19 protein-coding genes and 2 pseudogenes are annotated in these 19,606 nt (G+C 69.9%); 9 read left to right on the top strand and 12 right to left on the bottom strand.

Annotated features, from left to right (window positions below; translation table 11 throughout):
- Both VG296_RS23835 and VG296_RS23830 read left to right on the top strand, forming a co-directional pair.
- Window positions 1-268 (top strand): annotated as a pseudogene (locus VG296_RS23835) (coagulation factor 5/8 type domain-containing protein); the annotation flags it as partial.
- Between the two features lie 259 nt (window positions 269-527).
- Window positions 528-926, top strand: coding sequence for an SDR family NAD(P)-dependent oxidoreductase (locus VG296_RS23830; RefSeq protein WP_325569284.1), 399 nt, complete (start codon window positions 528-530; stop codon window positions 924-926).
- Window positions 927-1,033: 107 nt separating this feature from the next.
- Here VG296_RS23830 and VG296_RS23825 read toward each other — a convergent pair whose 3' ends face one another.
- Window positions 1,034-2,446: a protein kinase domain-containing protein gene (locus VG296_RS23825; protein WP_325569288.1), complete on the bottom strand. Its 1,413-nt coding sequence runs from the start codon at window positions 2,444-2,446 to the stop codon at window positions 1,034-1,036.
- A 369-nt stretch (window positions 2,447-2,815) separates the two neighbouring features.
- Between VG296_RS23825 and VG296_RS23820 the strand changes: the two genes are divergently transcribed.
- Window positions 2,816-3,448 (top strand): helix-turn-helix domain-containing protein, encoded by a 633-nt coding sequence (locus VG296_RS23820; protein ID WP_325569282.1) that lies wholly within the window; start codon window positions 2,816-2,818, stop codon window positions 3,446-3,448.
- A 25-nt stretch (window positions 3,449-3,473) separates the two neighbouring features.
- Here VG296_RS23820 and VG296_RS23815 read toward each other — a convergent pair whose 3' ends face one another.
- Window positions 3,474-4,106, bottom strand: coding sequence for a TetR/AcrR family transcriptional regulator (locus VG296_RS23815; RefSeq protein ID WP_325569280.1), 633 nt, complete (start codon window positions 4,104-4,106; stop codon window positions 3,474-3,476).
- A gap of 85 nt (window positions 4,107-4,191) precedes the next feature.
- On the opposite strand from VG296_RS23815, the gene VG296_RS23810 reads away from it, so the two are divergent.
- Complete coding sequence (locus tag VG296_RS23810) at window positions 4,192-4,980, top strand: SDR family oxidoreductase (RefSeq protein WP_325569278.1); 789 nt, start codon at window positions 4,192-4,194, stop codon at window positions 4,978-4,980.
- Between the two features lie 21 nt (window positions 4,981-5,001).
- Here the strand turns inward: VG296_RS23810 and VG296_RS23805 are convergent, their stop codons facing one another.
- Both VG296_RS23805 and VG296_RS33290 read right to left on the bottom strand, forming a co-directional pair.
- The gene (locus tag VG296_RS23805; protein ID WP_325569276.1) at window positions 5,002-5,640 is read right to left on the bottom strand and encodes a TetR/AcrR family transcriptional regulator; all 639 of its coding nucleotides are present in this window, start codon (window positions 5,638-5,640) and stop codon (window positions 5,002-5,004) included.
- Window positions 5,641-5,644: 4 nt separating this feature from the next.
- Window positions 5,645-5,707: pseudogene (locus VG296_RS33290) on the bottom strand (hypothetical protein); the annotation flags it as partial.
- Window positions 5,708-5,867: 160 nt separating this feature from the next.
- On the opposite strand from VG296_RS33290, the gene VG296_RS23800 reads away from it, so the two are divergent.
- The 3 genes from VG296_RS23800 to VG296_RS23790 all read left to right on the top strand — a co-directional run bounded on the left by VG296_RS23800 (window position 5,868) and on the right by VG296_RS23790 (window position 9,005).
- Window positions 5,868-7,550: a cellulose binding domain-containing protein gene (locus VG296_RS23800; protein WP_325569274.1), complete on the top strand. Its 1,683-nt coding sequence runs from the start codon at window positions 5,868-5,870 to the stop codon at window positions 7,548-7,550.
- Window positions 7,551-7,723: 173 nt separating this feature from the next.
- On the top strand, window positions 7,724-8,035 hold the full coding sequence (locus VG296_RS23795) for a hypothetical protein (protein ID WP_325569272.1): 312 nt from the start codon (window positions 7,724-7,726) through the stop codon (window positions 8,033-8,035).
- A gap of 34 nt (window positions 8,036-8,069) precedes the next feature.
- The gene (locus VG296_RS23790) at window positions 8,070-9,005 is read left to right on the top strand and encodes a hypothetical protein (RefSeq protein WP_325569270.1); all 936 of its coding nucleotides are present in this window, start codon (window positions 8,070-8,072) and stop codon (window positions 9,003-9,005) included.
- A gap of 346 nt (window positions 9,006-9,351) precedes the next feature.
- Here VG296_RS23790 and VG296_RS23785 read toward each other — a convergent pair whose 3' ends face one another.
- Window positions 9,352-9,999 (bottom strand): HSP18 transcriptional regulator, encoded by a 648-nt coding sequence (locus VG296_RS23785; RefSeq protein WP_325569268.1) that lies wholly within the window; start codon window positions 9,997-9,999, stop codon window positions 9,352-9,354.
- Between the two features lie 104 nt (window positions 10,000-10,103).
- Here VG296_RS23785 and VG296_RS23780 point away from each other — a divergent pair, with 104 nt between their 5' ends.
- Window positions 10,104-10,541 (top strand): Hsp20/alpha crystallin family protein, encoded by a 438-nt coding sequence (locus VG296_RS23780; RefSeq protein WP_325569266.1) that lies wholly within the window; start codon window positions 10,104-10,106, stop codon window positions 10,539-10,541.
- Between the two features lie 134 nt (window positions 10,542-10,675).
- Window positions 10,676-11,113: a DUF2267 domain-containing protein gene (locus VG296_RS23775; RefSeq protein ID WP_325569265.1), complete on the top strand. Its 438-nt coding sequence runs from the start codon at window positions 10,676-10,678 to the stop codon at window positions 11,111-11,113.
- 334 nt (window positions 11,114-11,447) lie between these two features.
- Here the strand turns inward: VG296_RS23775 and VG296_RS23770 are convergent, their stop codons facing one another.
- The 7 genes from VG296_RS23770 to VG296_RS23740 all read right to left on the bottom strand — a co-directional run.
- The gene (locus VG296_RS23770; protein WP_414641130.1) at window positions 11,448-13,235 is read right to left on the bottom strand and encodes an APC family permease; all 1,788 of its coding nucleotides are present in this window, start codon (window positions 13,233-13,235) and stop codon (window positions 11,448-11,450) included.
- A 370-nt stretch (window positions 13,236-13,605) separates the two neighbouring features.
- The gene (locus VG296_RS23765; RefSeq protein WP_325569261.1) at window positions 13,606-15,288 is read right to left on the bottom strand and encodes an FAD-dependent oxidoreductase; all 1,683 of its coding nucleotides are present in this window, start codon (window positions 15,286-15,288) and stop codon (window positions 13,606-13,608) included.
- Entirely contained in the window at window positions 15,285-15,548 is a 264-nt protein-coding gene (locus VG296_RS23760; RefSeq protein ID WP_325569259.1) for a UBP-type zinc finger domain-containing protein, read from the bottom strand. Before VG296_RS23760 ends, VG296_RS23765 begins: the two co-directional genes overlap by 4 nt.
- Window positions 15,545-16,024, bottom strand: coding sequence for a thioredoxin (gene trxA, locus VG296_RS23755; protein WP_325569257.1), 480 nt, complete (start codon window positions 16,022-16,024; stop codon window positions 15,545-15,547). Before trxA ends, VG296_RS23760 begins: the two co-directional genes overlap by 4 nt.
- 25 nt (window positions 16,025-16,049) lie before the next feature.
- Window positions 16,050-18,698, bottom strand: a complete 2,649-nt coding sequence (gene clpB / locus VG296_RS23750; RefSeq protein WP_349259673.1) for an ATP-dependent chaperone ClpB — start codon at window positions 18,696-18,698, stop codon at window positions 16,050-16,052.
- Window positions 18,689-19,072, bottom strand: coding sequence for a chaperone modulator CbpM (locus tag VG296_RS23745; RefSeq protein WP_325569254.1), 384 nt, complete (start codon window positions 19,070-19,072; stop codon window positions 18,689-18,691). The genes clpB and VG296_RS23745 overlap by 10 nt, the downstream gene beginning before the upstream one ends.
- Window positions 19,069-19,606: J domain-containing protein (locus tag VG296_RS23740; RefSeq protein ID WP_325569252.1), on the bottom strand; the 538-nt coding region annotated here is incomplete at its 5' end. The genes VG296_RS23740 and VG296_RS23745, both read right to left, overlap by 4 nt.

Genomic DNA, 19,606 nt, shown 5'->3' with positions numbered 1-19,606 from the left:
CTCGGCCAACGGCTACCCGTCGATCAACATCGCCGGCTCGGTCTCCAGCTTCAAGGGCTACGGACTCGGGGTGTACTGCTACTTCAGCAGCAACTCCAGCGTACAGAGCGCGAACGCGATCACCGCGCCGAACCTCTCCGGCGTCCAATTCACCGACATGGTCACCGTCTCCCTCGGCGGCGTCGGCACCATCAACCACATCATCAACGGCGTCGGCGGCACCGCCAACTCCAACGGCTCCGTCCAATACCTCAACAGCTACAACTGACGAACACGAAGTACGGGCGGCTGGAGCCCTGGCTCCAGCCGCCCAGGACCGCCGTGAGCGACCTGCCCAGGCGGCCGACTTCGTGATTTCGTCAGTACCGCGCGGGGACGGCGTCAACGGACGAGTGCTGCCGCGGTGTCGAGGGCTGCGTCCAGAGCGCGGGACGGGTCACACCCGACGCACCGTCGTCGGCACCCGTCCGCACCGCCGAGGCGGCCGCGGCCCTCGAATACCTCGCCCCGGGCCAAGCCCACGCCCGATGCGCCGCCAATTCGACGTCAACGTCTTCGGCACCGTCGCGATCATCAAAGCCGTTGTGCCCGGCATGCGCCAACGCCGCGCCGAGCACATCATCACCATCACCTCGGTCGGCGGGCTCATCCCCTCAACGACCCTCGGGATCTACAACGGCAGCAAGTTCGCCCTCGAAGGAATCACCCGGTCGCTGGCAGCCGAAGTCTCCCGCTTCGGCATCCACGTCACCGCCGTCGAGCCCGGCGCGTTCCGCACCGACTGGTCGGGCCGCTCGCTGCACCACGCGGCCCGCTCGATCCCCGACTACGACGAGCTCATCGACCCGATCAGCAACACGCCCGCCGGCTTCAACGGCCGCCAACCGGCGATCCCGACAAAGCCGGCGACGCGATACTGCAGCTGATCGACCTAGGCGCTCGACGCCGGGCGCGTGCCGGATGACCTGATGCTCGCCGCGGCCTCCGAGTTCACCGGCGCCGCTCCGGCCGCGACAGTGTGCCCTCCCCACCGCTACTTCGGTGACGGGATCGGCTTCGAGACCGGGGGGCTCGGCAGGGGGCTTGATGGTGCGGACGAAATAGGCGGGGACGCTTCGACGGGGGTGGTCGTGGAACTGGTCGACGTAGTCGGGCTGGAACCTGTGCCGGAAGCGGCGGGTGAAGCGGCCGTCTGCGCGGAGGACTTGCCGACCACCGCGCTCGACGCCTGGATTGAGCTTGTCGCGGATTTGTCGGCGGCGGCAGCGGCCGCAGCAGTGTTCGCATGGTCGCCTGCCGCGGGCCCGGACGAAGAACCGGACTCCGAGGAGCCTGCCGAGGAGTGTGTCTGCGTCGGCGCCGAAGGGGCGGGGCCGGTCGTGTAGAGGGCTGCTGCGGTCACGAAGCCGCACGCGGCTATGAACCCGATGACCGCCAACGCGATACGAGTGCTGCGGTCTCCGGTCTTCGCCCGGCGAGGATCGGTCGCGGGAGTCGCGGGAATCGCGGCGTCGGGCGCGAAGCGTGTCCGCGCGTGCGTGTCCGCGAAGTCTGCGTCCACAGGATCCGCTGCGCGGGGATCCGTGTCGGCGGGCTCGGTGTCCGCCTGCCTCGGTTGTCCACGCTGTGCGGGCGGGAACGAGGTGAGCAGTGCCTGGCGCATCGCCTCAGCCGCAGGGAAGCGATCGTCGGGACTCTTGGCCAGGGACCGCAGGACGGCCGATTCGAGTCCTGGCGGAACCGCGGGGTTGAGCAGGCTCGGTGGGACAGTGCTCGTATGCACGTGCCGGTAGGCGATGGCGATCGGGGTCTCGGCCAGGTGCGGAGGCCGGCCGGTCAGCAACTCGTAGAGCACGCACCCGGCGGAGTAGAGGTCCGATCGTGCGTCCACGGCTCGCCCCTGCGCCTGCTCCGGTGACATGTAGGCCACCGTTCCGAGCACGATCCCCGCCGCGGTCAGCCCCGTCTCACCACCGCCGGTCGCGAATGCGATGCCGAAGTCCATTACCTTGACCTCACCGGACGGGGTGACCATGACGTTGGCGGGCTTGATGTCGCGGTGAACGAGCCCGGCCGCGTGCGCATAGTCCAGGGCCTCCAAGAGCCCCGCCGTCCAGGACAGCGACTGCTCGACCGAGGGCGGAGCGAGCAGGAGTTGCTCGGCGATCGTCCTGCCCTGCACGAGCTCCATGGCGATGTAGGGCCGTTCGACGGGATACGGAAGCACTCCGGTGTCATAGACGGCGGCGATGCACGGGTGGTTGAGTGAGGCGGCGGCACGCGCCTCGCGCAGGAAGCGAGTGCGCGCGGCGGCGTCGGGGACTAGGTGCGCGTGCATCACCTTGACGGCGACGGTACGACGCAGCATCAGATCGGTTGCCGCCCAGACCTCTCCCATGCCGCCATGCCCGATCACCTCGTGTAGGGCATAGCGGTTCCCACCCATCACCCGCGGCCTCCGTGTGGGCCGATCGTCTCCATGACGCCGTATCCAACCTTCCTGTGCTGACTCGGAGTATTCGTGCCCGGTCATCTGAGTGCGCCGGGCTGCTCAGGGATATCGCGGTTCACGGCGTCGTGGCGGACGGATAGGGCCTTGCGGCCGGGTGCGGGCCGCACGACGCCGCCGGCGTCGACGTGCCTTGCACTGCTCACTGTGCACGTCTGCACGGACGTCGCGAGGCTTGGCCATTACCGCTCCCTCGACATGATGATGAAATCATCAATGCCGACTGCCGCCTCAGTCAAGCCTACCTGATGAAATCCTCACTCAAGGAGGAAGTCATCAGTTCTGCGATGCCGTAAGGTCAATGGCATGCAGGACACGACGCCGCGGCCCGCCTCCCGCTTCGAGCGCCGCCGAGCACGCACGCGTCAGGCGCTGATCTCCGCCGCGCGCCAGATCTTGGCCGAGACCGGCGAGAGCACCGCGAGCATCCAGGAGATCGCCGAGCGCGCGGACGTCGGATTCGGCAGCTTCTACAACCACTTCGAGACGAAGACCGCGCTGTTCGACGCGGCGGTCGCCGATGCGCTCGAAGAATTCGGGCAGCTGTTCGACGGGTTGACCGAGGGCATCGAGGATCCGGCGGAGAGGGTCGCCGCGAGCGTCCGGCTCACCCTTCGCCTCGCCGCCTTCCACCCCGAGATCACCCAGATCATGCGGCTGCGCGGCCTGGTGCACCTGCACGACGACATCGGGCTGAGCCCGCGAGCCCTGCGCGATCTGACGGCAGGCCGCGAATCCGGACGGTTCAGGATCGAGGATCCTGCCATCGCGCTCAGCGCCATCGGCGGCGCGCTGCTGGGCCTGCTCCAGCTCAACACCGTCACCGAGCTCGACGACCACACCGGTGAGCAGATGGCCGAACTCGTCCTGCACATGCTCGGCATCCCCGTCGACGAGGCCCGTGAGCTGGCCGCACGGCCGCTGCCCGAGCCTTCGTGACATACGCCGTACGCGGAACTCCGCGCTATTCGACGGTGAGTGGCCTGCTGTCCGGCTCGGCCTCCTGCTGGCTCCGCGCCAAGGTGCGCACCGCCTCGATCGTCGCGGCCCGGCGCCGTGCGAGGGCGGCGCTCTCGTCGTTCTCGTCAAGGATCAGGCGGCGCAGCTGCGGGACGGCGAAGTTCCAGGCGACGAGGCCGATCAGGGTGAACATCCAGTCCTGCGCCCGGCCGGTGCGTTCCGGCTCCTCGCGCCCCGCGCCCACTCCGGACTCGACCAGGCCGCGCACGGTCTCACGGTAGGCCTCGCTCCGCTCCTCCTCGCCCGCCACCGGCCCGTCGCCTGCCTCCATCGCCTCCCACAGCAGCAGCCTGAGCAACTCGGGGTGCTCCTGGTACCAGTCGAAGAGTTGCCCGATGGTCTCGCCGACCGCGCGGGGATCGAGCGTGTCGGAGTGGCACACCTCGTCGACCTTGGCCTTGACCACAGCGCCGAACAACTTCTCCTTGCTTCCGAAGTAGAGGTAGATCGCCTGCTTGTTCGCCTGCGCGGCGACGGCGATCCGCTCGATCCTGGCTCCCGCCAGCCCGTGTGCGGCGAACTCGGCGCTCGCCGCGGCGAAGATGCGCCTGCGGGTGTCCTGCGCGTCATAGGGCATATCGGAATTAAACCATCCGGTTGACTCGCGGGCCAGATGGGGCCAAGATATAAACCAACCGTCTGTTTTATTCGAAAGGACTTCGATGGCCACCCTCGCCGGCGCCCTCGCTCCCCTGCCGGCCCGGTGGCCGCTGCCCGATGGCCTGAGGGGATGCACAGTCGTCATCGTCGGCGGCAGCTCGGGCATCGGCCTCGCCGCCGGTGCCCTGCTCCACGACGTCGGCGCCGAGATCGTGCTGGTGGGCCGCGACCTGGGCAGGTTGGACGCCGCGGTGAAGCGGATAGCCGGCGACGGGCCCGAGGTGGTCGCAGTCTCGGCGGACAGCGGTGACGAGCAGGCGCTCACCCACATCTTCAAAGAATTCGGCGCCATCGACCACATACTGGTGACGGCAGGCGGACTCGAGGGCACCGGACCTGTCGGCACGCTCACACCCGAGGCAGTCCGATCGACGCTCGACGCGCGGGTCTGGGGCGCCCTGGCCGCCGCCCGCGTCGCCGCTCCGAGGTTGCCCGCAGGCGGCTCGATCACCTTGACCTCCGGTATCTACGCGACAAGGCCGGTGCCGGGGATGGCAGCGCCGCTCGCGGCCCTCGGCGCCGTCGAAGCCCTCACCGGAGCGCTCGCGGTCGAATTCGCGCCGTTCCGGGTCCGCGTGAACACCGTCCGCTACGGCAGTGTCGACACCCCGCTCATGCGTGGCGCGGCTGGGATCAGCACTGACAAGGCCGCGGCCGAGGCCGGAGCAGCCATGCTCCTCGGCCGGTTCGCCACGCCCGCTGAAGCCGCCGCCACCGCTGTGTTCCTCATGGCCAACACCTACGTCAACGGACAGATCATCACCGTCGACGGCGGCCAAAGCCTGGTCTGAACACAGACGAGAGGTCGCCGTTCAGACGCAGAGCGCATTCATGACGAGGTCGGCGAACGCGTCGGCGTACTCCTCCACGCGCTCGGATGACAGCGGCGCGCTGACGAAGAGGCGCTCGGTGAGGGCCCGGCTCGCGAACATGGCTGCGCTACCGGACGTGATGATGTAGAACAGGATCTCGGGCGACACAGCCCTGATCTCCTCCCTCTCCACCAGCACATCGCGCAGCGGCAGGTAGTGCGCGATGCTCGGAGCGATGAAGGTGTCGCAGATGTAGGCGAGCCGGTCACTGGACTGTGCGCCCTCGATGTTCATCAGCCGCTGGAGCTCGGGGTGTTGAGCCGAGAAGCGGGCGAATGTCCGTACGAAGGAGCGCAGGCGAGCCAAGGGCTCAGCCGATTCCTCGTCGGCGCGCATGAGCTCCGTCACCAGGTTCCCGAAGCCCCAGTCCACGGCTGCGCGCCAGAGGGCCTCCTTGGAGCCGAAGCGCTGGTGGAGAAGGTTGTGGCTCACGCCGAGTTCGCGGCTGAGCGTTCGCACCGACACGCCGTTGAAGCCGTGTGTGGCGAAGGCGCGCAACGCCGCCCGGAGCACTTCCTCCTCGGTCGCGGGGGTCTCCTCCTTGGGCGGGCGTCCCCGCGGGCGCGCAGTCGTGACCATGCACTCATTGTTCCTCGACCAATATCCCGAGCATCATGCCCTCGTCCTCGTGCGGGGCGATGTGGCAGTGCCGCTCCGCCTGGCTGACGTTGGCCGTTCATGGATGTGAATACGGGTCATATTTCTGAATTTTTACCCACCGACATCTTGTCTAAGGCTCACGAGCGCGGCACGGTGGTCGCAACCCACCCTCGCCCACACTCACACAACCTCATCAGGGGACGAATATGACCCGACGAGAACCGCGACGCGACCGACGGCGCGGCTCACGCGCCCTGATCCTCGGCGCCGCCTTCACGCTCCTGGCCGCCGGTGCCGCCGGGCTCGCGCTCACCGGCACCGCGAACGCCGCGCCCGGCGGCCTGACCGTGTCCATCGCGGTCACCAAGACGTGGACCGGGGGATATCAGGACACGGCGACGATCGCCAACCCGACCGGCGCCGCGATCTCCGGCTGGACCGTGCAGTTCGACCTCGGCTCCGGCGTGACCGTCACCGGCTACTGGCGCGCCTCTGAATCAGTGTCAGGAAACCAATACACGTTCACGGCGCTGAGCTACGACGCGTCGATCCCGGCCGGCGGCTCGACCACCTTCGGCTTCCAGGGCACCGACCCGAACGGCTACAGCGCGCCGTCGAACGTGACGATCAACGGCGCGGGCGGCAACACCGGCTCACCGTCGCCCACCGGCACCACCGCGTCGCCGACACCCACCGCCACCGGCACCCCGACCGGTCCGAGCGGCGGCCCCTTCACCCAGCCGGACATCGACACCGCCGTGGCCGCACCGCTGATCGCCTTCGCCGCACCCACCTCCTCCGTGCCGCGACCCGGCACCAACCCCACGGACATCTACGAGTCGAAGGTGCTGTACTACCTCGCGCTGGTCGACCTGGAAGACCCGGGCGCCAAGGCGAGCGGCGGCACGAGCGTGGACAGCGCCCTGCTCAAACAGATCGGCAACCTGACCGGCGGCGGAAACGAGCCGGACGCCGACGGCGGCCTCGAAGGCTGGTCAGCCGCACCCGTCGCCCAGGCGCTGCTGCTCATCAAGGACGGCCCCGCCTGGGCCGAGCTCAGCTCCACCCAGCAGAACAAGGTCAACCTGCTGGAAGCCGCCATGGGCTACGGCGGAAACTACGCCTACAACGACGCGGACAACTTCAGCTCGGGCATCTGCGGCTTCGGCAACTTCTCGAAGACCAACAACCCGAACTACGAGGACGGATACGTCGACGTCGAACTCGCCGCCGTCCAGTACTTCGGCGCCACGACCTGGGACAGCATGCTGGCAAGCTTCGACGACGCCACCGAAGCCTCCACCCTGGACGCCGCGGGCCTGACCAACGCAGGAGGCTGCTTCACCACGGTCGGCAGCGCGGCGAACACGGCCATCCAGCACGCCTGGCTCTGGAAGGGCATCGCGGCCACCAACCCGATGGGCATCTGGAGCCAACTGGCCTCCGACACCTTCGACCTGACCGTCACCAGCAGCGTCACCGGCACCTCGAACGGCACGAGCGTCACCGCGCACATCGCCGATGGCAGCACCAGCCCCGAGCAGGGCAAGACCGGCATGGGCAAGGAGTTCGACGCCTCCGACTCCGGCGGCCTGCGCAGCTCGGCGCTCTACGTGTACGAAGGCTGGATGAACGTCACCGGCAGCCGGGTGGCGATGACCGCGACTGGCGCGTTCTCGTGCTCGTCGGCCACCTCCGCGCCGCAATACAAGGTCGGCACCGCCGACCTGATCTACAAGCTCGACCACGGCTACATCAGCTACGCGGCCAGCCAGACCGGCGTCCTCGTGGACGACACGGGCGACCCGTCCAGTGACGGACCGGTGGCCAAGGGCTGGAACTTCGACGACGACGCGTACAACGTCAACATCCCCGGCCAGGCCTGCTGAGCTCGGCCCCCGCCCGACGCGGCCGCGTCGGGCGGGGGCCCGCCAGACTCGCCCTTGCCCGCAGGCAGCTGCGCAAGGAGCCTGATAGTAGAGGACATCTCATAGAGATAGTCTCACAAGTTAAAGCCTCCACATCTCATGCTTCCCTCATCATCTTGCGCGAGTCTGGGGCCGTGCCTTCGGACAGCGCCACCTTCACCCACATCGCACGGTCCGGCTCGGCCCTCGCCCTCGGCCGCGCTGAGCATGTCGGAGAGCTGGAAGGCATTCCTCTTCGGCTCCTTCGTCCCGCCGACACGATCACCATCGACGAGATCCCCGGCTACCTGTGGCCGCAGGCGATCTCGGTGCGCCTGTTCGGCTTCCACTCCTGGCAGATCGAGGCATGGGTCCCCGCCCACTGCTCCACGGTGCCGGCCGCCGCGTACGACGGCGGATCCGCCTCGACCTCCACGGTCACCCTCTACCTGTGCTCGAACACGTAAATCAGCCATCTAACCAACCAATCTGGAGACCCTCATGCACACCCGCCGCGGCGCCATCCTGACCACTGCCGGACTCGTCGGGCTCGCGGCCGGGCTCGGCACGCCCGCGTACGCCGACGGCGCCCTCTCGATCACCGACCTGCGCACCATCGCCCAGTTCGACGTGTCCGCGTACCAGCAGCCGGAGAACCTCGTGCTCGAACCGGACGGCTCGGTGGACCTGACTTTCAATCGCGCCCTCGAGGTGGTCCGGCTGAGCCCGGACGGAACGTTGACGACCCTGGCGACGCTTCCGGAGGACGCCGCGGGATACGCGCTCGTCACCGGCATCGTCCGAATGCCCGAAGGGACGCTCTACGTGAACTACGCCGCGGGCAGCCAGTCCGGCATCTGGCGCGTCCCGCCGAACGGCGGAACCCCGCGGCAGGTGGTGGCCGTTCCCGGCGCGGGGGGACTCAACGGCCTGGCCTACGACGCCGGGCAGAACGCGCTCTACGCCACGGACTCCAGCCTCGGCGTGGTCTGGAAGATCTCCCTCGCCAAAGGCACCGCGGAGATCTGGGCGCAAGGCACACAACTGCAGCCGACCTCCGCGGGCGGCAAGGGCGCCAACGGCCTGAAGGTGCGGGACGGCGCGGTGTGGGTGAGCAACACCAGCCTCGGCACGCTGCTGCGCATCCCCATCCAGCGCGACGGCACGGCCGGGACCCTAAGCGTGGCGGCTCAGGGCCTGACCGGTATCGACGACTTCGCGTTCGCGCCCGACGGCGAGGTGGTCGCCGCGTTGGACGGGATCAGCCAGGCGAGCATCGTCAACGTCCAGACCGGCACGCACGCCATCGTGCTCACCGCCACGGACGGTCTGTCCAACCCGACCTCCGTGGCCATCCGCGGGAACACGGTGTACATCGCCAGCGGCGCCTACCTCACCCGAACCAATCCGAACCTGCTCGTCGGAACCCTCACCTGATAGGCGGCTTGCCGACGCGTCAGCGCGGAACGACCTGCCGTCTACTGCACGCGGCGTGTACGGGCTCTTCACTCCGTCTGTGCTTGTGGTCTGGCCTTATGCGGCCACAAGGTACGCGGGTCAGGTGCGCTCGCCCGAATCCAGGTACGCGCCGAGGAGTTCCAAGTCTCCACGGTGTGCATCGACCAACTCGCCGAGGTGCTTCCCGGCCGCGGCGCGATCGAGGCTCACGCCACGGAGCCTTCGGCCTTCGCATCCCACGGAGCCTTCGCATCGTCCCCATCCGGCGCCACCGGCATCGGTATCGCGGGAGGCGGTGGAGGGAGCGGGCATCGGCGCGGTGGTGTCAGTCGGTTGGGTGGCGGCGGTCACGGGCGTCGCGGCGCAGGGTCGCGGTGTGGTCGGTGATCGTGTCGATGCGTGCGGCGAAGGCGTGGTGGCCGGGGTGCAGGTGGGTGCGGGCGTCGGTCAGGGGTGCGAGTAGGTCGGCGGCGTCGGGGCCGGCGAGCGCGGTGTGCAGCGCGGTGTGCACGGCGTCGGGTAGGTCGGTCAGCGCGCCGAGTTGCCCGGCGAGTTGGCGCAGGTCCGCCGCGTGGTCTCGGGCCCAGCCCGCCGCCGCCTTCTGCCCGGCGCGCCGGTCGCGTTCGGCGGTCACCCGCTCATCGCCGGTGCGCGTGTCGGCCTGCGTGCTCGGGCGCAGGCGCAGGGCGCGGCGTTCGGCGGCCTGTCGGCTGGCCAGCCCCAGCGCCGGGGCCAGTTGCGCCCAGCTCGCGCCGTGGGCGCGGGCGGCGTCGATCAGTTCCGGTTCCCAGGCGGCCAGGTTCTCGCGGACGGCGCGCAACTGGGCGAGGGCGGCCAGGAATTCGGCCGACCCGAGGGCCGGGGTTGCGCCGGCGGGGGCGCGGGCCGCGTCGATCGCGGCGCCGATGCGCTCGATGTCTGCGGCCGCGACCGTGCCTGCGGGGTGCTTCGGTGTGTGCTCAGCCGCGTCCATATGTCACCCTTTCGCTGACATGCCAGCTTGTCATCGTTCCGATGACATGTTACAACGGGAGGCGTAAGCGCGTCGACACCGTCGATGACTTGGAGGTGTTTGTCATGTTGATGCGCACCGACCCGTTCCGTGACCTCGACCGGATCGCCTCGCAGCTGCTCGGCAGCGCCGCGGGCACCTGGTCGCACCCGAGCCCGATGCCGATGGACGCCTACCGCGACGGCGATCAGTTCGTGGCCCGCTTCGACCTGCCGGGAGTCTCCCCGGAGGCGATCGACCTGGACATCGAGCGCAACGTGCTCACGGTCAAGGCCGAGCGGCGCCCGGTGGAGACCGGCGAGCACATCGAGATGCAGGTGAGCGAGCGGCCGCTGGGGGTCTTCTCCCGCCAGCTGTTCCTCGGCGAGACCCTGGATGCCGAGCAGATCAGCGCGGACTACAGCGACGGCGTGCTGACTCTGCGCATCCCGATCGCACCGAACGCCAAGCCCCGGAAGATCGCGATCACCGCACGGGACGAGCAGCGGGAACTGACCGGCTGACCAGCTGACCAGCTGCCTAGCCGCTATGCGCGGCCGCGTGTGCCGGCGTGGGGCGGTTGGCCCCCGCCGGCACACGCGGCGCGAGCCCCCTCCGGGGCGGACACGGGGCCGGATCGGGAGAACAGGAGTCGATGATGGCTGTGACATGGGAGGCGTTCTGCACCCAGGTCCAAGAACGCGGCCAGTACGCCTCGCGAGCCGAGGCCGAGCGCGCCGCCCGGGTCGTGCTCGCCCTGCTCGGAGCTCATCTGGTCGGCCAGGTGCGCGCCGAGCTGGCCGCACGCCTGCCCGAGCAGTTCGCGCTGATCCTGCTCAACCCGCTCCCGGCGCACGAACCGCTCGACGCCGACCGGTTCGTGCGCGCCGTAGCCGCCTGGATCGAAGGAGCCACCGAGAAAACCGCGACCTGGGATGCCGGCGCGGTACTGAGCGTGGTCGCCGAGGCCGCCGGCGAGGACTTGCTGGGACGGGTCCTGCTCCAACTCCCGCCCGGCTACGACCTGCTCTTCGGCCACCCACAGTCGCCAGAGCGTCGCAGCGCTCGAAGTCGCGGCGACGCGGGCGGATCGTGACCCGGCAGATCTGGGCGGCCCCGGCCATCGGGGTTTGCATCCTGCGCGCCGCGCAGGCTTCCGGGTCCGGCGGGATGGCACGGACGCCTCCGGGCGACGGATTGGCAAGGAGATCGTGCTCCGGGCCACACCGGTCCAGACGGTCCACAGCGTCCGTGGGCACTGGGGCATCGAAAACAAGCGCCACGGAGTCTCTCCCCTCTGTGGCTCGCCCGCCGGCTGGTTGCACGCACGCGGCACGCGGCCGCTTCGACTTCCATCTGTGTCGAGTGGCCACGCGGCCCTGACGGGTTCGCACGCGAGCGTCGTCATCGCGACCGGTAAAGGACCGCGGTCACAGATTCAGCCGGTATAAGAGGGTGCACACGATGACATCCGTTCGCGTGCCCAGGATGCCGGCCAACAGGATGCCACGCTGATTCTGAAGAATGCGGTAGCGCTGATGCTGCGGCTCGACCTGGGGAATGAGCACCGCGACCTGCCTGCCGTCCTGGTTGGCCCGCTCAACGTAGTCCACGACCGGTCCGACCAGAGAATGCTGATGACTCTCGACAATCTCAAGTCGCACGCCCGGATTCCACCGATCCCACGCGGAGCGCATGGCGACCGCGTCGGCCTGCTGCGCGAAAACCGCCAAAACGACGACCTCGTCGCCGAGCGACTTCGCGGCGGCGATCGCTCGCTCAGCGACCTTGTCGACCTCGCCGAGCGGAACGATGACCAGACTGCCGGCCGCGCCCGGCACGGCCGGGATCCGACCGCGCGAGATCTCCGCGCCGACGGCCGCGTAATAGCGCTTGATCCGGGTGAACAGCACCATCAGCAGCGGTACGGTGATCACGACGATCCACGCCCCGGCCACGAACTTGGTGGCCAGCAGCACGACCGTCGCGATGCCGGTGAGCACCGCCCCGGTGGCGTTCACCACGGTTCGCGGTACCCAGCCGCCGGGCCGCTGCCTCGTCCAGTGCTTGACCAGTCCGATCTGACTGATCGTGAAGCCGATGAACACCCCGATCGAGTACAACGGGATCAGCCGCTGGGTGTCGCCGTTCACCGCGACCAGCAGCGCCAGGGCCAGCGCGGCCAGCACCACGACGCCGAAGCGGTACACGGGGCGTTCCGCGCGCAGGGCGAACAGGTGCGGCAGCCGGTCGTCCTTGGCCAGCAGGCTCATCAGGACCGGCAGACCACCGAAGCTGGTGTTCGCCGCAAGGCCCAGCACCAGGGCCACGACGATGCTGCAGGCGTAATACACCCAACCGGTGCCGAAGGCGCCGGCGGTCATCTGGGCCAACAGCGTCACGCCGCCGCGCGGGGCGAAGTGGTATCGGCGGATCAGCACGGACAGGCCCACCAGCATCACGCCGAGCAGAACACCGAGCATCAACTCGGTTCGCTGCGCCCGCCTGACGCGCGGTGTGCGGAACATCGGCACGGCGTTGGCGATCGCCTCCACTCCCGTCAACGCCGAGCACCCCGACGAGAACGCCTTGAGAACCAACAGCACGCCAAAGCTCTGGGTAGCTTGGAGCGGCTCGGAGGTGCCGACCGACGCGGCAGGATGCGAGCGCGCCAGGCCGACCACGATGACCGCGAGCACGCTCACGACGAACAACACCATCGGAACCATCAGCACGCGCGCGCTGTCCGCGACACCGCGCAGGTTCACCGCGGTCAGCACGACCAGACCGCCCACGCACAGCACCAGCAGATGCGGGGCCAACGCCGGAACGGCCGAGGCGAGGCTCGCGGCCCCGGCGGAGAGGCTGACCGCAACAGTCAGCGTGTAGTCGACGACCAGGCTGGCCGCCGCCAACAGGCTGACCGGCTCGCCGAGATTCCGCTTCGCCACCGCGTAGGAGCCCCCGCCGTCCGGATACGCGGCGATCACCTGACAATACGAGACGGTCAGCACGCCGAGCAGTGCCGCGATCGCGAGCGTAATCGGCAGCGCCGCCCTGATCGCTCCCGTTCCCGCGACCGCCAGGACGACCACGATCGCCTCAGGACCGTAAGCCACCGAACTCAACGCGTCCAGCGACAGAGCGGCCAAGCCCTCGAAGCTGGTCAGATGAGACTTGCCGCCCTCCCCGTGACGCCGCAGAACTCTGGGGTGCATCTTCCTCGGCGCCAGCCCGAACGTCACAGCGACCTTTCCTGGCGTTCCCGACCGCCATGACCGAGGGTGGGCGCGGCAGCGTCACATCCGATACGAGTGCGGAATATGCGGAGTATATCGGGATATGTCCGCGATCCTCGCTGAAATCGACCGCGGGTCAGCGCCGCTCGCGGCTACCAGCTCTGCCGCCGGGTAGCCCTCCGCGACCGCTGTGCTGACGGCCAGGCCGGTCCCATCGGCGCGGGTTCGTGACGCGGTGATGCCAGGACTCTTCGACGTTGGCGCGCGTCGAGGCCTGGATGCTGAGGATCACGCTTTCCCTGCTGGTCGTGCGGTGGAACCGGCTGCGAAACGGTTCCGGCGCCGTGGCTCATCGAGCGCTGACCGCCCCCACCTCCCTGAGGTACTCGTGCACCAGGTGGACGGACATCGAGCCCTCCCCGACGGCCGAGGCGACGCGCTTGATCGAGCCGCTGCGCACATCGCCGACAGCGAAGACTCCGGGCAGGCTCGTCTCGAGCACCAGGGGTGCGCGGCCGAGGTGGCGCCAGCGCTCGGCCTCGGCGGTCGGCGCGGCGTCCCGGCCGGTGAGCACGGCGCCGCGTTCGTCCAAGGCGACGGTGCCGGTCAGCCACGCGGTGCCGGGCCGGGCTCCGATGAACACGAAGAGCGCACCGATCGACAGCATCCGTTTCTCCCCGGTGTGCAGGTCCTCGGCCACCGCCGATTCGACCGCCTTGTCGCCCGTCACCTCGCACACCTCGCTGTGCAGGAGCACCTCGATGCGGGGGTCGGCCTCGATCCGGTCCACGAGGTAGCGCGACATGTCCGCCGACAGGTCGTCGCCGCGCACGACCAGGTAGACGCGGGGCGATTGCGCGGCCAGGAAGATGCTCGCCTGGCCTGCGGAATTCCCGCCGCCGACCACGGCAACCGGCTCGGCCCGGCACTGGTGTGCCTCCCACGCGGTCGCGGCGTAGTGGACGCCGACACCCTCCAGTTCGCGGCAGCCTGGCACGTCGAGCCGGTGGTACAGCGCGCCCGTCGCCACCACGACCGTGTGCGCGGTGATCTCGCCGCCGTCGTCGAGGCGGACCGCGTAGTGGCCGTCCTCCCGGTGGTGCAGCGCGACGGCGGTCGCGGGGACGGTGATCTGCGCGCCGAATTTCGAGGCCTGGACCACCGCACGCTCGGCCAGTTGCGCCCCGGAGATGCCGGCCGGGAAGCCCAGGTAGTTCTCAATCAGGGACGAGGTGCCCGCCTGGCCGCCGGTCGCGACCGCGTCGAGCACCGTGGTGGCCAAGCCCTCGGAGGAGCCGTACACGGCGGCCGCCAGACCCGCCGGACCGGCGCCGACGACCAGCAGGTCGCAGACCTCGTCACGCGGCGCCGGCGCCCGCATCCCGACCAGCGCGGCGAACCTCGCGTTGGTCGGGTTGCGCAGCACCCTGTCACCGCCCAGAAGCACGACCGGGGTCTGCGCGGAGGCGATGCCCAGACTGCGCAGCAACGCCTCGGCCCGGCTGTCCTGCTCCAGGTCGATCCAGCGATGCGGCAGCCGGTTGCGCGCGGCGAAGGCCAGCAGGCGGCGGGTGTCCGGAGAGTAGCGCGAGCCGATGATCCGCAGCCCGGTGCCCTGCCCGAGCAGCAGCGACCGGCGGTTGAGATAGGCGCGCAGGATCAGGTCCCCGAGCCCGGGCTCGCGGGCCAGCACTCCGGTCAGCTCGGCGACGGGGATCGCCAGGACCTCTCCCGGCTCGCGCACGACGGCGGTCAGAAACGCGACCTGCCCCTCGAGCAGCCCGAGCTCGCCGAGGAACCGGCCCGGCCCGTGCACCCGCACGACGCGCTCGTCCGCTCCATAGCTCTCGACGATCGCGACCAGTCCGCTGAGCACGACGAAGAAGGTGTCGGTCGGCTCTCCCTCGCGGAAGAGCACGTCCCCGGCCTGGACCGGGCGGCGTTCGCCGTGTTCGGCGAGGACGGCGAGTTGAGCGGCGGTCAGCTTCGGGAAGGCGCCGTCAGCGTCCGGTGTCTCCGTCAGAACGCTCACACGTACGCCTCGTCGATGTAGCACCAGCGCCAGTCCTCGCCCGGCTCCAGGGAGCTGACGATCGGATGCGTGGCGGCCGCGGCGTGGCCCCGCGCGTGCTTCATCGGGGAGGAGTCGCAGCACCCGACATGCCCGCAGGTCAGGCACAGCCGCAGGTGCACCCACGGCGTCCCGAGGCGCAGGCACTCCTCGCAGCCCTGCCGGGTGCGCGGCACGACCGGCCGGACCAGGGCGAGGTGCGGATCCGGGTAGGCGGTCATGGTGCGCCTCCTGAGCCCGGTGAGCCGGCCGTCGCCGAGGTTCTGTCCCCGAGAGCTCGGTCCACCCACTGGCGCAGCGCCGGGGCGTGGGCCGCTCCGGCCTGCCGCGCGATCACCTCGCCCCGGTCGAGCACCATGAGGGTGGGCACGGCCTGGATCTCGAAGCGGCGCGAGAGCGTGGGCGAGGCGTCCACGTCGACCTTGACCAGCTTGATCCGCCCGGCCAGGTCGGTGGCCACCTTCTCGAGCGCGGGGCTGACCATCCGACAGGGCCCGCACCACGTCGCCCAGAGGTCCACGAGCACCGGGATGGTCGCCCGCTCCGCGACCTCGGCGAAGCTGGCATCGTCCGCGTCGGCGATCCACGGCAGTGGCTGGTGGCAATTGCCGCACTTGGGGACACCCTGAGCCGCGACCGGAACCCTGTTGTTCTTCCGGCAGTTCGGGCAGCGGATCGTGCGTGCAGCCGCGCTCATGGTGCCCTCCTTCTCGAGTGTTCTGTCAGGGCCCGTTGTCGTCTGTGACCCCGGTCGGTTCGACCGGCTCCTGGAACGAGACGGTCAGCTCCCCGCCTACGGCGTCCACCAGCACGGTCACCCCCTCGTGGACACCGCCGGCGAGCAGCGCGCGGCCGATCTTGGTCTCCACCTCGTGGGAGATGAAGCGGCGCAGCGGTCGGGCGCCGTAGACCGGGTCGAAGCCCTGCTCGGCGATCAGGCGGCGCCCCTGTTCGGTCAGTCGCAGGGTGATGTTCTGCTCGGCGAGACGACGGCGCAGTTCGTTGAAGAGCAGGTCCACGATCCGCTCGATCTCGGGCAGGCCGAGCGCGTGGAAAATCACCACGTCGTCGACCCGGTTGAGGAATTCGGGCCGGAAGTGGCCGCGCAGCTCGCCCATGATCAGGTCCCTGACGTCGGGCTTGATCTCGCCGCCCGCGCCGCCGTCCTGCAGCAGGTACTGAGAGCCCAGGTTCGAGGTCATGATGATCACGGTGTTGCGGAAGTCGACGGTGCGTCCCTGGGCGTCGGTGATCCGGCCGTCGTCGAGTACCTGGAGCAGGGTGTTGAAGACGTCCGCGTGCGCCTTCTCCACCTCGTCGAACAACACCACCGAGTAGGGCTTGCGGCGCACGGCCTCGGTCAGCTGGCCGCCCTCCTCGTAGCCGACGTACCCGGGGGGCGCGCCGAGCAGCCGGCTGACCGTGTGCCGCTCCTGGTACTCGCTCATGTCGAGCCGGACCATGTTGTCCTCGCTGTCGAACAGCGCCGCGGCCAGCGTCTTGGCCAACTCGGTCTTGCCGACCCCGGTGGGTCCCAGGAAGATGAACGAGCCGATCGGCCGGCGCGGATCCCGGATGCCGGAGCGGGCCCGGATCACGGCGTCGGCGACCAGCTGCGTGGCCTCGTCCTGGCCGACCACCCGCTCCCGCAGGATCTTGTCGAGCCGCAGCAGCTTCTCCCGCTCGCCCTCCTGCAGCCGGGAGACCGGAATCCCGGTCCACGCGGCCACGATCTCGGCGATCTCGTCCTCGGTGACCACCTCGCGCAGCAGCCGGATCTGCCCCTGCTTCGCGGCGAGCTGCTGCTCCTCGGCCGCCTGTCGCCGCTCCAGCTCGGTGATCTTGCCGTACCGCAGCTCGGCGACGCGGTTCAGGTCGTAGGCCCGCTCGGCCCGCTCGGCCTCCTGCCTGGCCTGCTCAAGCTCCTCGCGCAGCTCCTGGACCCGGCGGATGGCCTGCCGCTCGGCGTCCCACTGCGCGCGCTTGGCGTCCGCCCCGGCGCGCAGGTCGGCCAACTCCCGGCGCAGCTCCTCCAGCCGGGCCCTGCTGGCCTTGTCCTTCTCCTTGGCCAGCGCCGCCTCCTCGATCTCCAGCCGGGTGACCCGGCGGGTGAGCTCGTCGAGCTCGGCGGGCATCGAGTCGATCTCGGTGCGCAGCCGGGCGCACGCCTCATCGACCAGGTCGATGGCCTTGTCGGGCAGGAACCGGTCGGTGATGTACCGGTGGCTCAGGGTCGCCGCGGCCACCAGCGCGCCGTCCTGGATCTTCACGCCGTGGAAGACCTCCAGCCGCTCGCGCAGGCCGCGCAGGATCGAGACGGTGTCCTCGACGCTCGGCTCGTCCACCAGGACGGTCTGGAACCGGCGCTCCAGGGCCGCGTCGGACTCTATGTGCTTGCGGTACTCGGCCAGGGTGGTGGCGCCGATCATGTGCAGCTCGCCGCGGGCGAGCATCGGCTTGAGCATGTTGCCGGCGTCCATCGCGCCCTCGGCCGCGCCCGCGCCGACCACCGTGTGCAGCTCGTCGATGAACAGCAGGATCCGGCCCTCGGCGGCCTTGACCTCGGACAGGACCGCCTTGAGCCGCTCCTCGAACTCGCCGCGGTACTTCGCCCCGGCGACCAGGGACCCCATGTCGAGGGAGAAGACGGTCTTGTCGCGCAGTCCTTCGGGGACGTCGCCGCGCAGGATGCGCTGGGCCAGCCCCTCGACGATGGCGGTCTTGCCGACGCCCGGATCGCCGATCAGGACCGGGTTGTTCTTGGTCTTGCGGCTCAGGATCTGGATCACCCGGCGGATCTCGGCGTCCCGGCCGATCACCGGGTCGAGCTTGTCCGCGCGCGCTTCGGCGACCAGGTCGCGCCCGTACTTCTCCAGCGCCTCGTAGGCCCCCTCGGGGGTGGCCGAGGTGACGCGCTGGTTGCCGCGGATCCGGGTCAGGGCGGTCAGGAAGGCCTCGCGGGTGACGCCGTGTTCCTTCAGCCGCCGCCCGGCGGAGGTCGCCGTGCCCTCCTCGATCAGGGGCAGGACCAGGTGCTCGACCGAGACGTACTCGTCCTTGAGCCGCTTCGCTTCGCGTTCGGCCGCGTCCAGGAGCCGGGCGAGGCGCTGAGTGATCATGACCTGCCCCGGGGCTGCGCCCGGTCCGGTGGTGCGCGGCCGCTTGGCCAGGTCGGCGCTCAAGCCGGCGTGCAACCCCTCGATGTCGGCGCCGGCCTGGGCGAGCAGCCTGGGGACGAGCCCCTCGGGCTGATCGAGCAAGGCGATGAGGAGGTGTTCGCCGTCGACCTCGGTGTGGCCGAGCCGCACAGCGATGGTCTGCGCCTCTTGCAGCGCCTCCTGGGACTTTTGCGTCAGGCGGTTCATGTCCACGGTGTCTGCTCCTTGCCAGTGTGCCCCCTGCGACGCAGTGCGGCTTCCAGCTGCTCGATCCGGTCGAGCAGGTCGAGTACGAGGCCGATGGCGGCATAGTTGAGCCCCAGCCCGGTGCGCAGCCGCTGGGCCCGGGCGATCGCCGCGGGGGCGCTGGAGTCGAACCAGAGCCGCCCGGACTCATCCCGGTCCGCCTCGACCAGGCTCAGCGCGACGAACTGGCGGACCACCTGGGGGTGCAGGCCGCAGCGGTACGAGACCTCGTCCAGGCTCAGCCGACCGCTGCCGGCGCGGCGCACGGTGACGAGCGAGTAGCGCGCCGAGGCGCGGTGGTCGTCGGACCATCCGCCGCCGGGCTGCTGAGGGGAGGTCATGTCTGACTCCTCGGGTCGAAGGCCGAGACGGCGGACAATTGCTCGAACAGTTCACGCTCCCGGTCGGTGAGGGTGGGCGGCACCATGATCTGGACCTCGGCGTACAGGTCTCCGGGCGAGCCCTTCGGATTGGGCATGCCCTCGCCGCGCAACCGCAGCTTCCGGCTGCTGGAGGAGCCCGGGGGGACCACGACCTTGGCCGTGCCGCCGGGCGTGGCGACCGGCACGGTCGCGCCGAGAGCCGCCTCCCACGGCGTGACCGGAAGGGCGACGGTGATGTCGCGGCGGGACAGCCGATAGCGCGGGTGCGGCGCGATCCGCACGGCGAGAAACAGGTCGCCCGACGGCCCGTCGCCGAACCCGCGGCCGCCCTGCCCCGCCAGGCGGATCCGCTGGCCGTCCACGACCCCGGCGGGAATGTTCACCTCGTATTCGCGCTCTTCGCCCTCGCCGCCGATGGTGAGCTTCCGCCGCCCGCCGCGGTACGCCTCCTCCACGGTCAGCACCAGTTCGGCCACCTGGTCCGCGCCGGCG

Source organism: Actinospica sp. (genome assembly GCF_035552695.1).
Lineage (GTDB): Bacteria > Actinomycetota > Actinomycetes > Streptomycetales > Catenulisporaceae > Actinospica.
This window is presented reverse-complemented; position numbering and strand designations above follow the sequence as displayed.

Excerpts from the sequence above, each read along its gene's own strand:
- VG296_RS23830 (WP_325569284.1), top strand. The coding sequence starts at position 528 with ATGCGCCGCCAATTCGACGTCAACGTCTTCGGCACCGTCGCGATCATC.
- VG296_RS23825 (WP_325569288.1), bottom strand. The coding sequence starts at position 2,446 with ATGGGTGGGAACCGCTATGCCCTACACGAGGTGATCGGGCATGGCGGC.
- VG296_RS23820 (WP_325569282.1), top strand. The coding sequence starts at position 2,816 with ATGCAGGACACGACGCCGCGGCCCGCCTCCCGCTTCGAGCGCCGCCGA.
- VG296_RS23815 (WP_325569280.1), bottom strand. The coding sequence starts at position 4,106 with ATGCCCTATGACGCGCAGGACACCCGCAGGCGCATCTTCGCCGCGGCG.
- VG296_RS23810 (WP_325569278.1), top strand. The coding sequence starts at position 4,192 with ATGGCCACCCTCGCCGGCGCCCTCGCTCCCCTGCCGGCCCGGTGGCCG.
- VG296_RS23805 (WP_325569276.1), bottom strand. The coding sequence starts at position 5,640 with ATGGTCACGACTGCGCGCCCGCGGGGACGCCCGCCCAAGGAGGAGACC.
- VG296_RS23800 (WP_325569274.1), top strand. The coding sequence starts at position 5,868 with ATGACCCGACGAGAACCGCGACGCGACCGACGGCGCGGCTCACGCGCC.
- VG296_RS23790 (WP_325569270.1), top strand. The coding sequence starts at position 8,070 with ATGCACACCCGCCGCGGCGCCATCCTGACCACTGCCGGACTCGTCGGG.
- VG296_RS23785 (WP_325569268.1), bottom strand. The coding sequence starts at position 9,999 with ATGGACGCGGCTGAGCACACACCGAAGCACCCCGCAGGCACGGTCGCG.
- VG296_RS23780 (WP_325569266.1), top strand. The coding sequence starts at position 10,104 with ATGTTGATGCGCACCGACCCGTTCCGTGACCTCGACCGGATCGCCTCG.
- VG296_RS23775 (WP_325569265.1), top strand. The coding sequence starts at position 10,676 with ATGGCTGTGACATGGGAGGCGTTCTGCACCCAGGTCCAAGAACGCGGC.
- VG296_RS23770 (WP_414641130.1), bottom strand. The coding sequence starts at position 13,235 with ATGCACCCCAGAGTTCTGCGGCGTCACGGGGAGGGCGGCAAGTCTCAT.
- VG296_RS23760 (WP_325569259.1), bottom strand. The coding sequence starts at position 15,548 with ATGACCGCCTACCCGGATCCGCACCTCGCCCTGGTCCGGCCGGTCGTG.
- trxA (WP_325569257.1), bottom strand. The coding sequence starts at position 16,024 with ATGAGCGCGGCTGCACGCACGATCCGCTGCCCGAACTGCCGGAAGAAC.
- VG296_RS23745 (WP_325569254.1), bottom strand. The coding sequence starts at position 19,072 with ATGACCTCCCCTCAGCAGCCCGGCGGCGGATGGTCCGACGACCACCGC.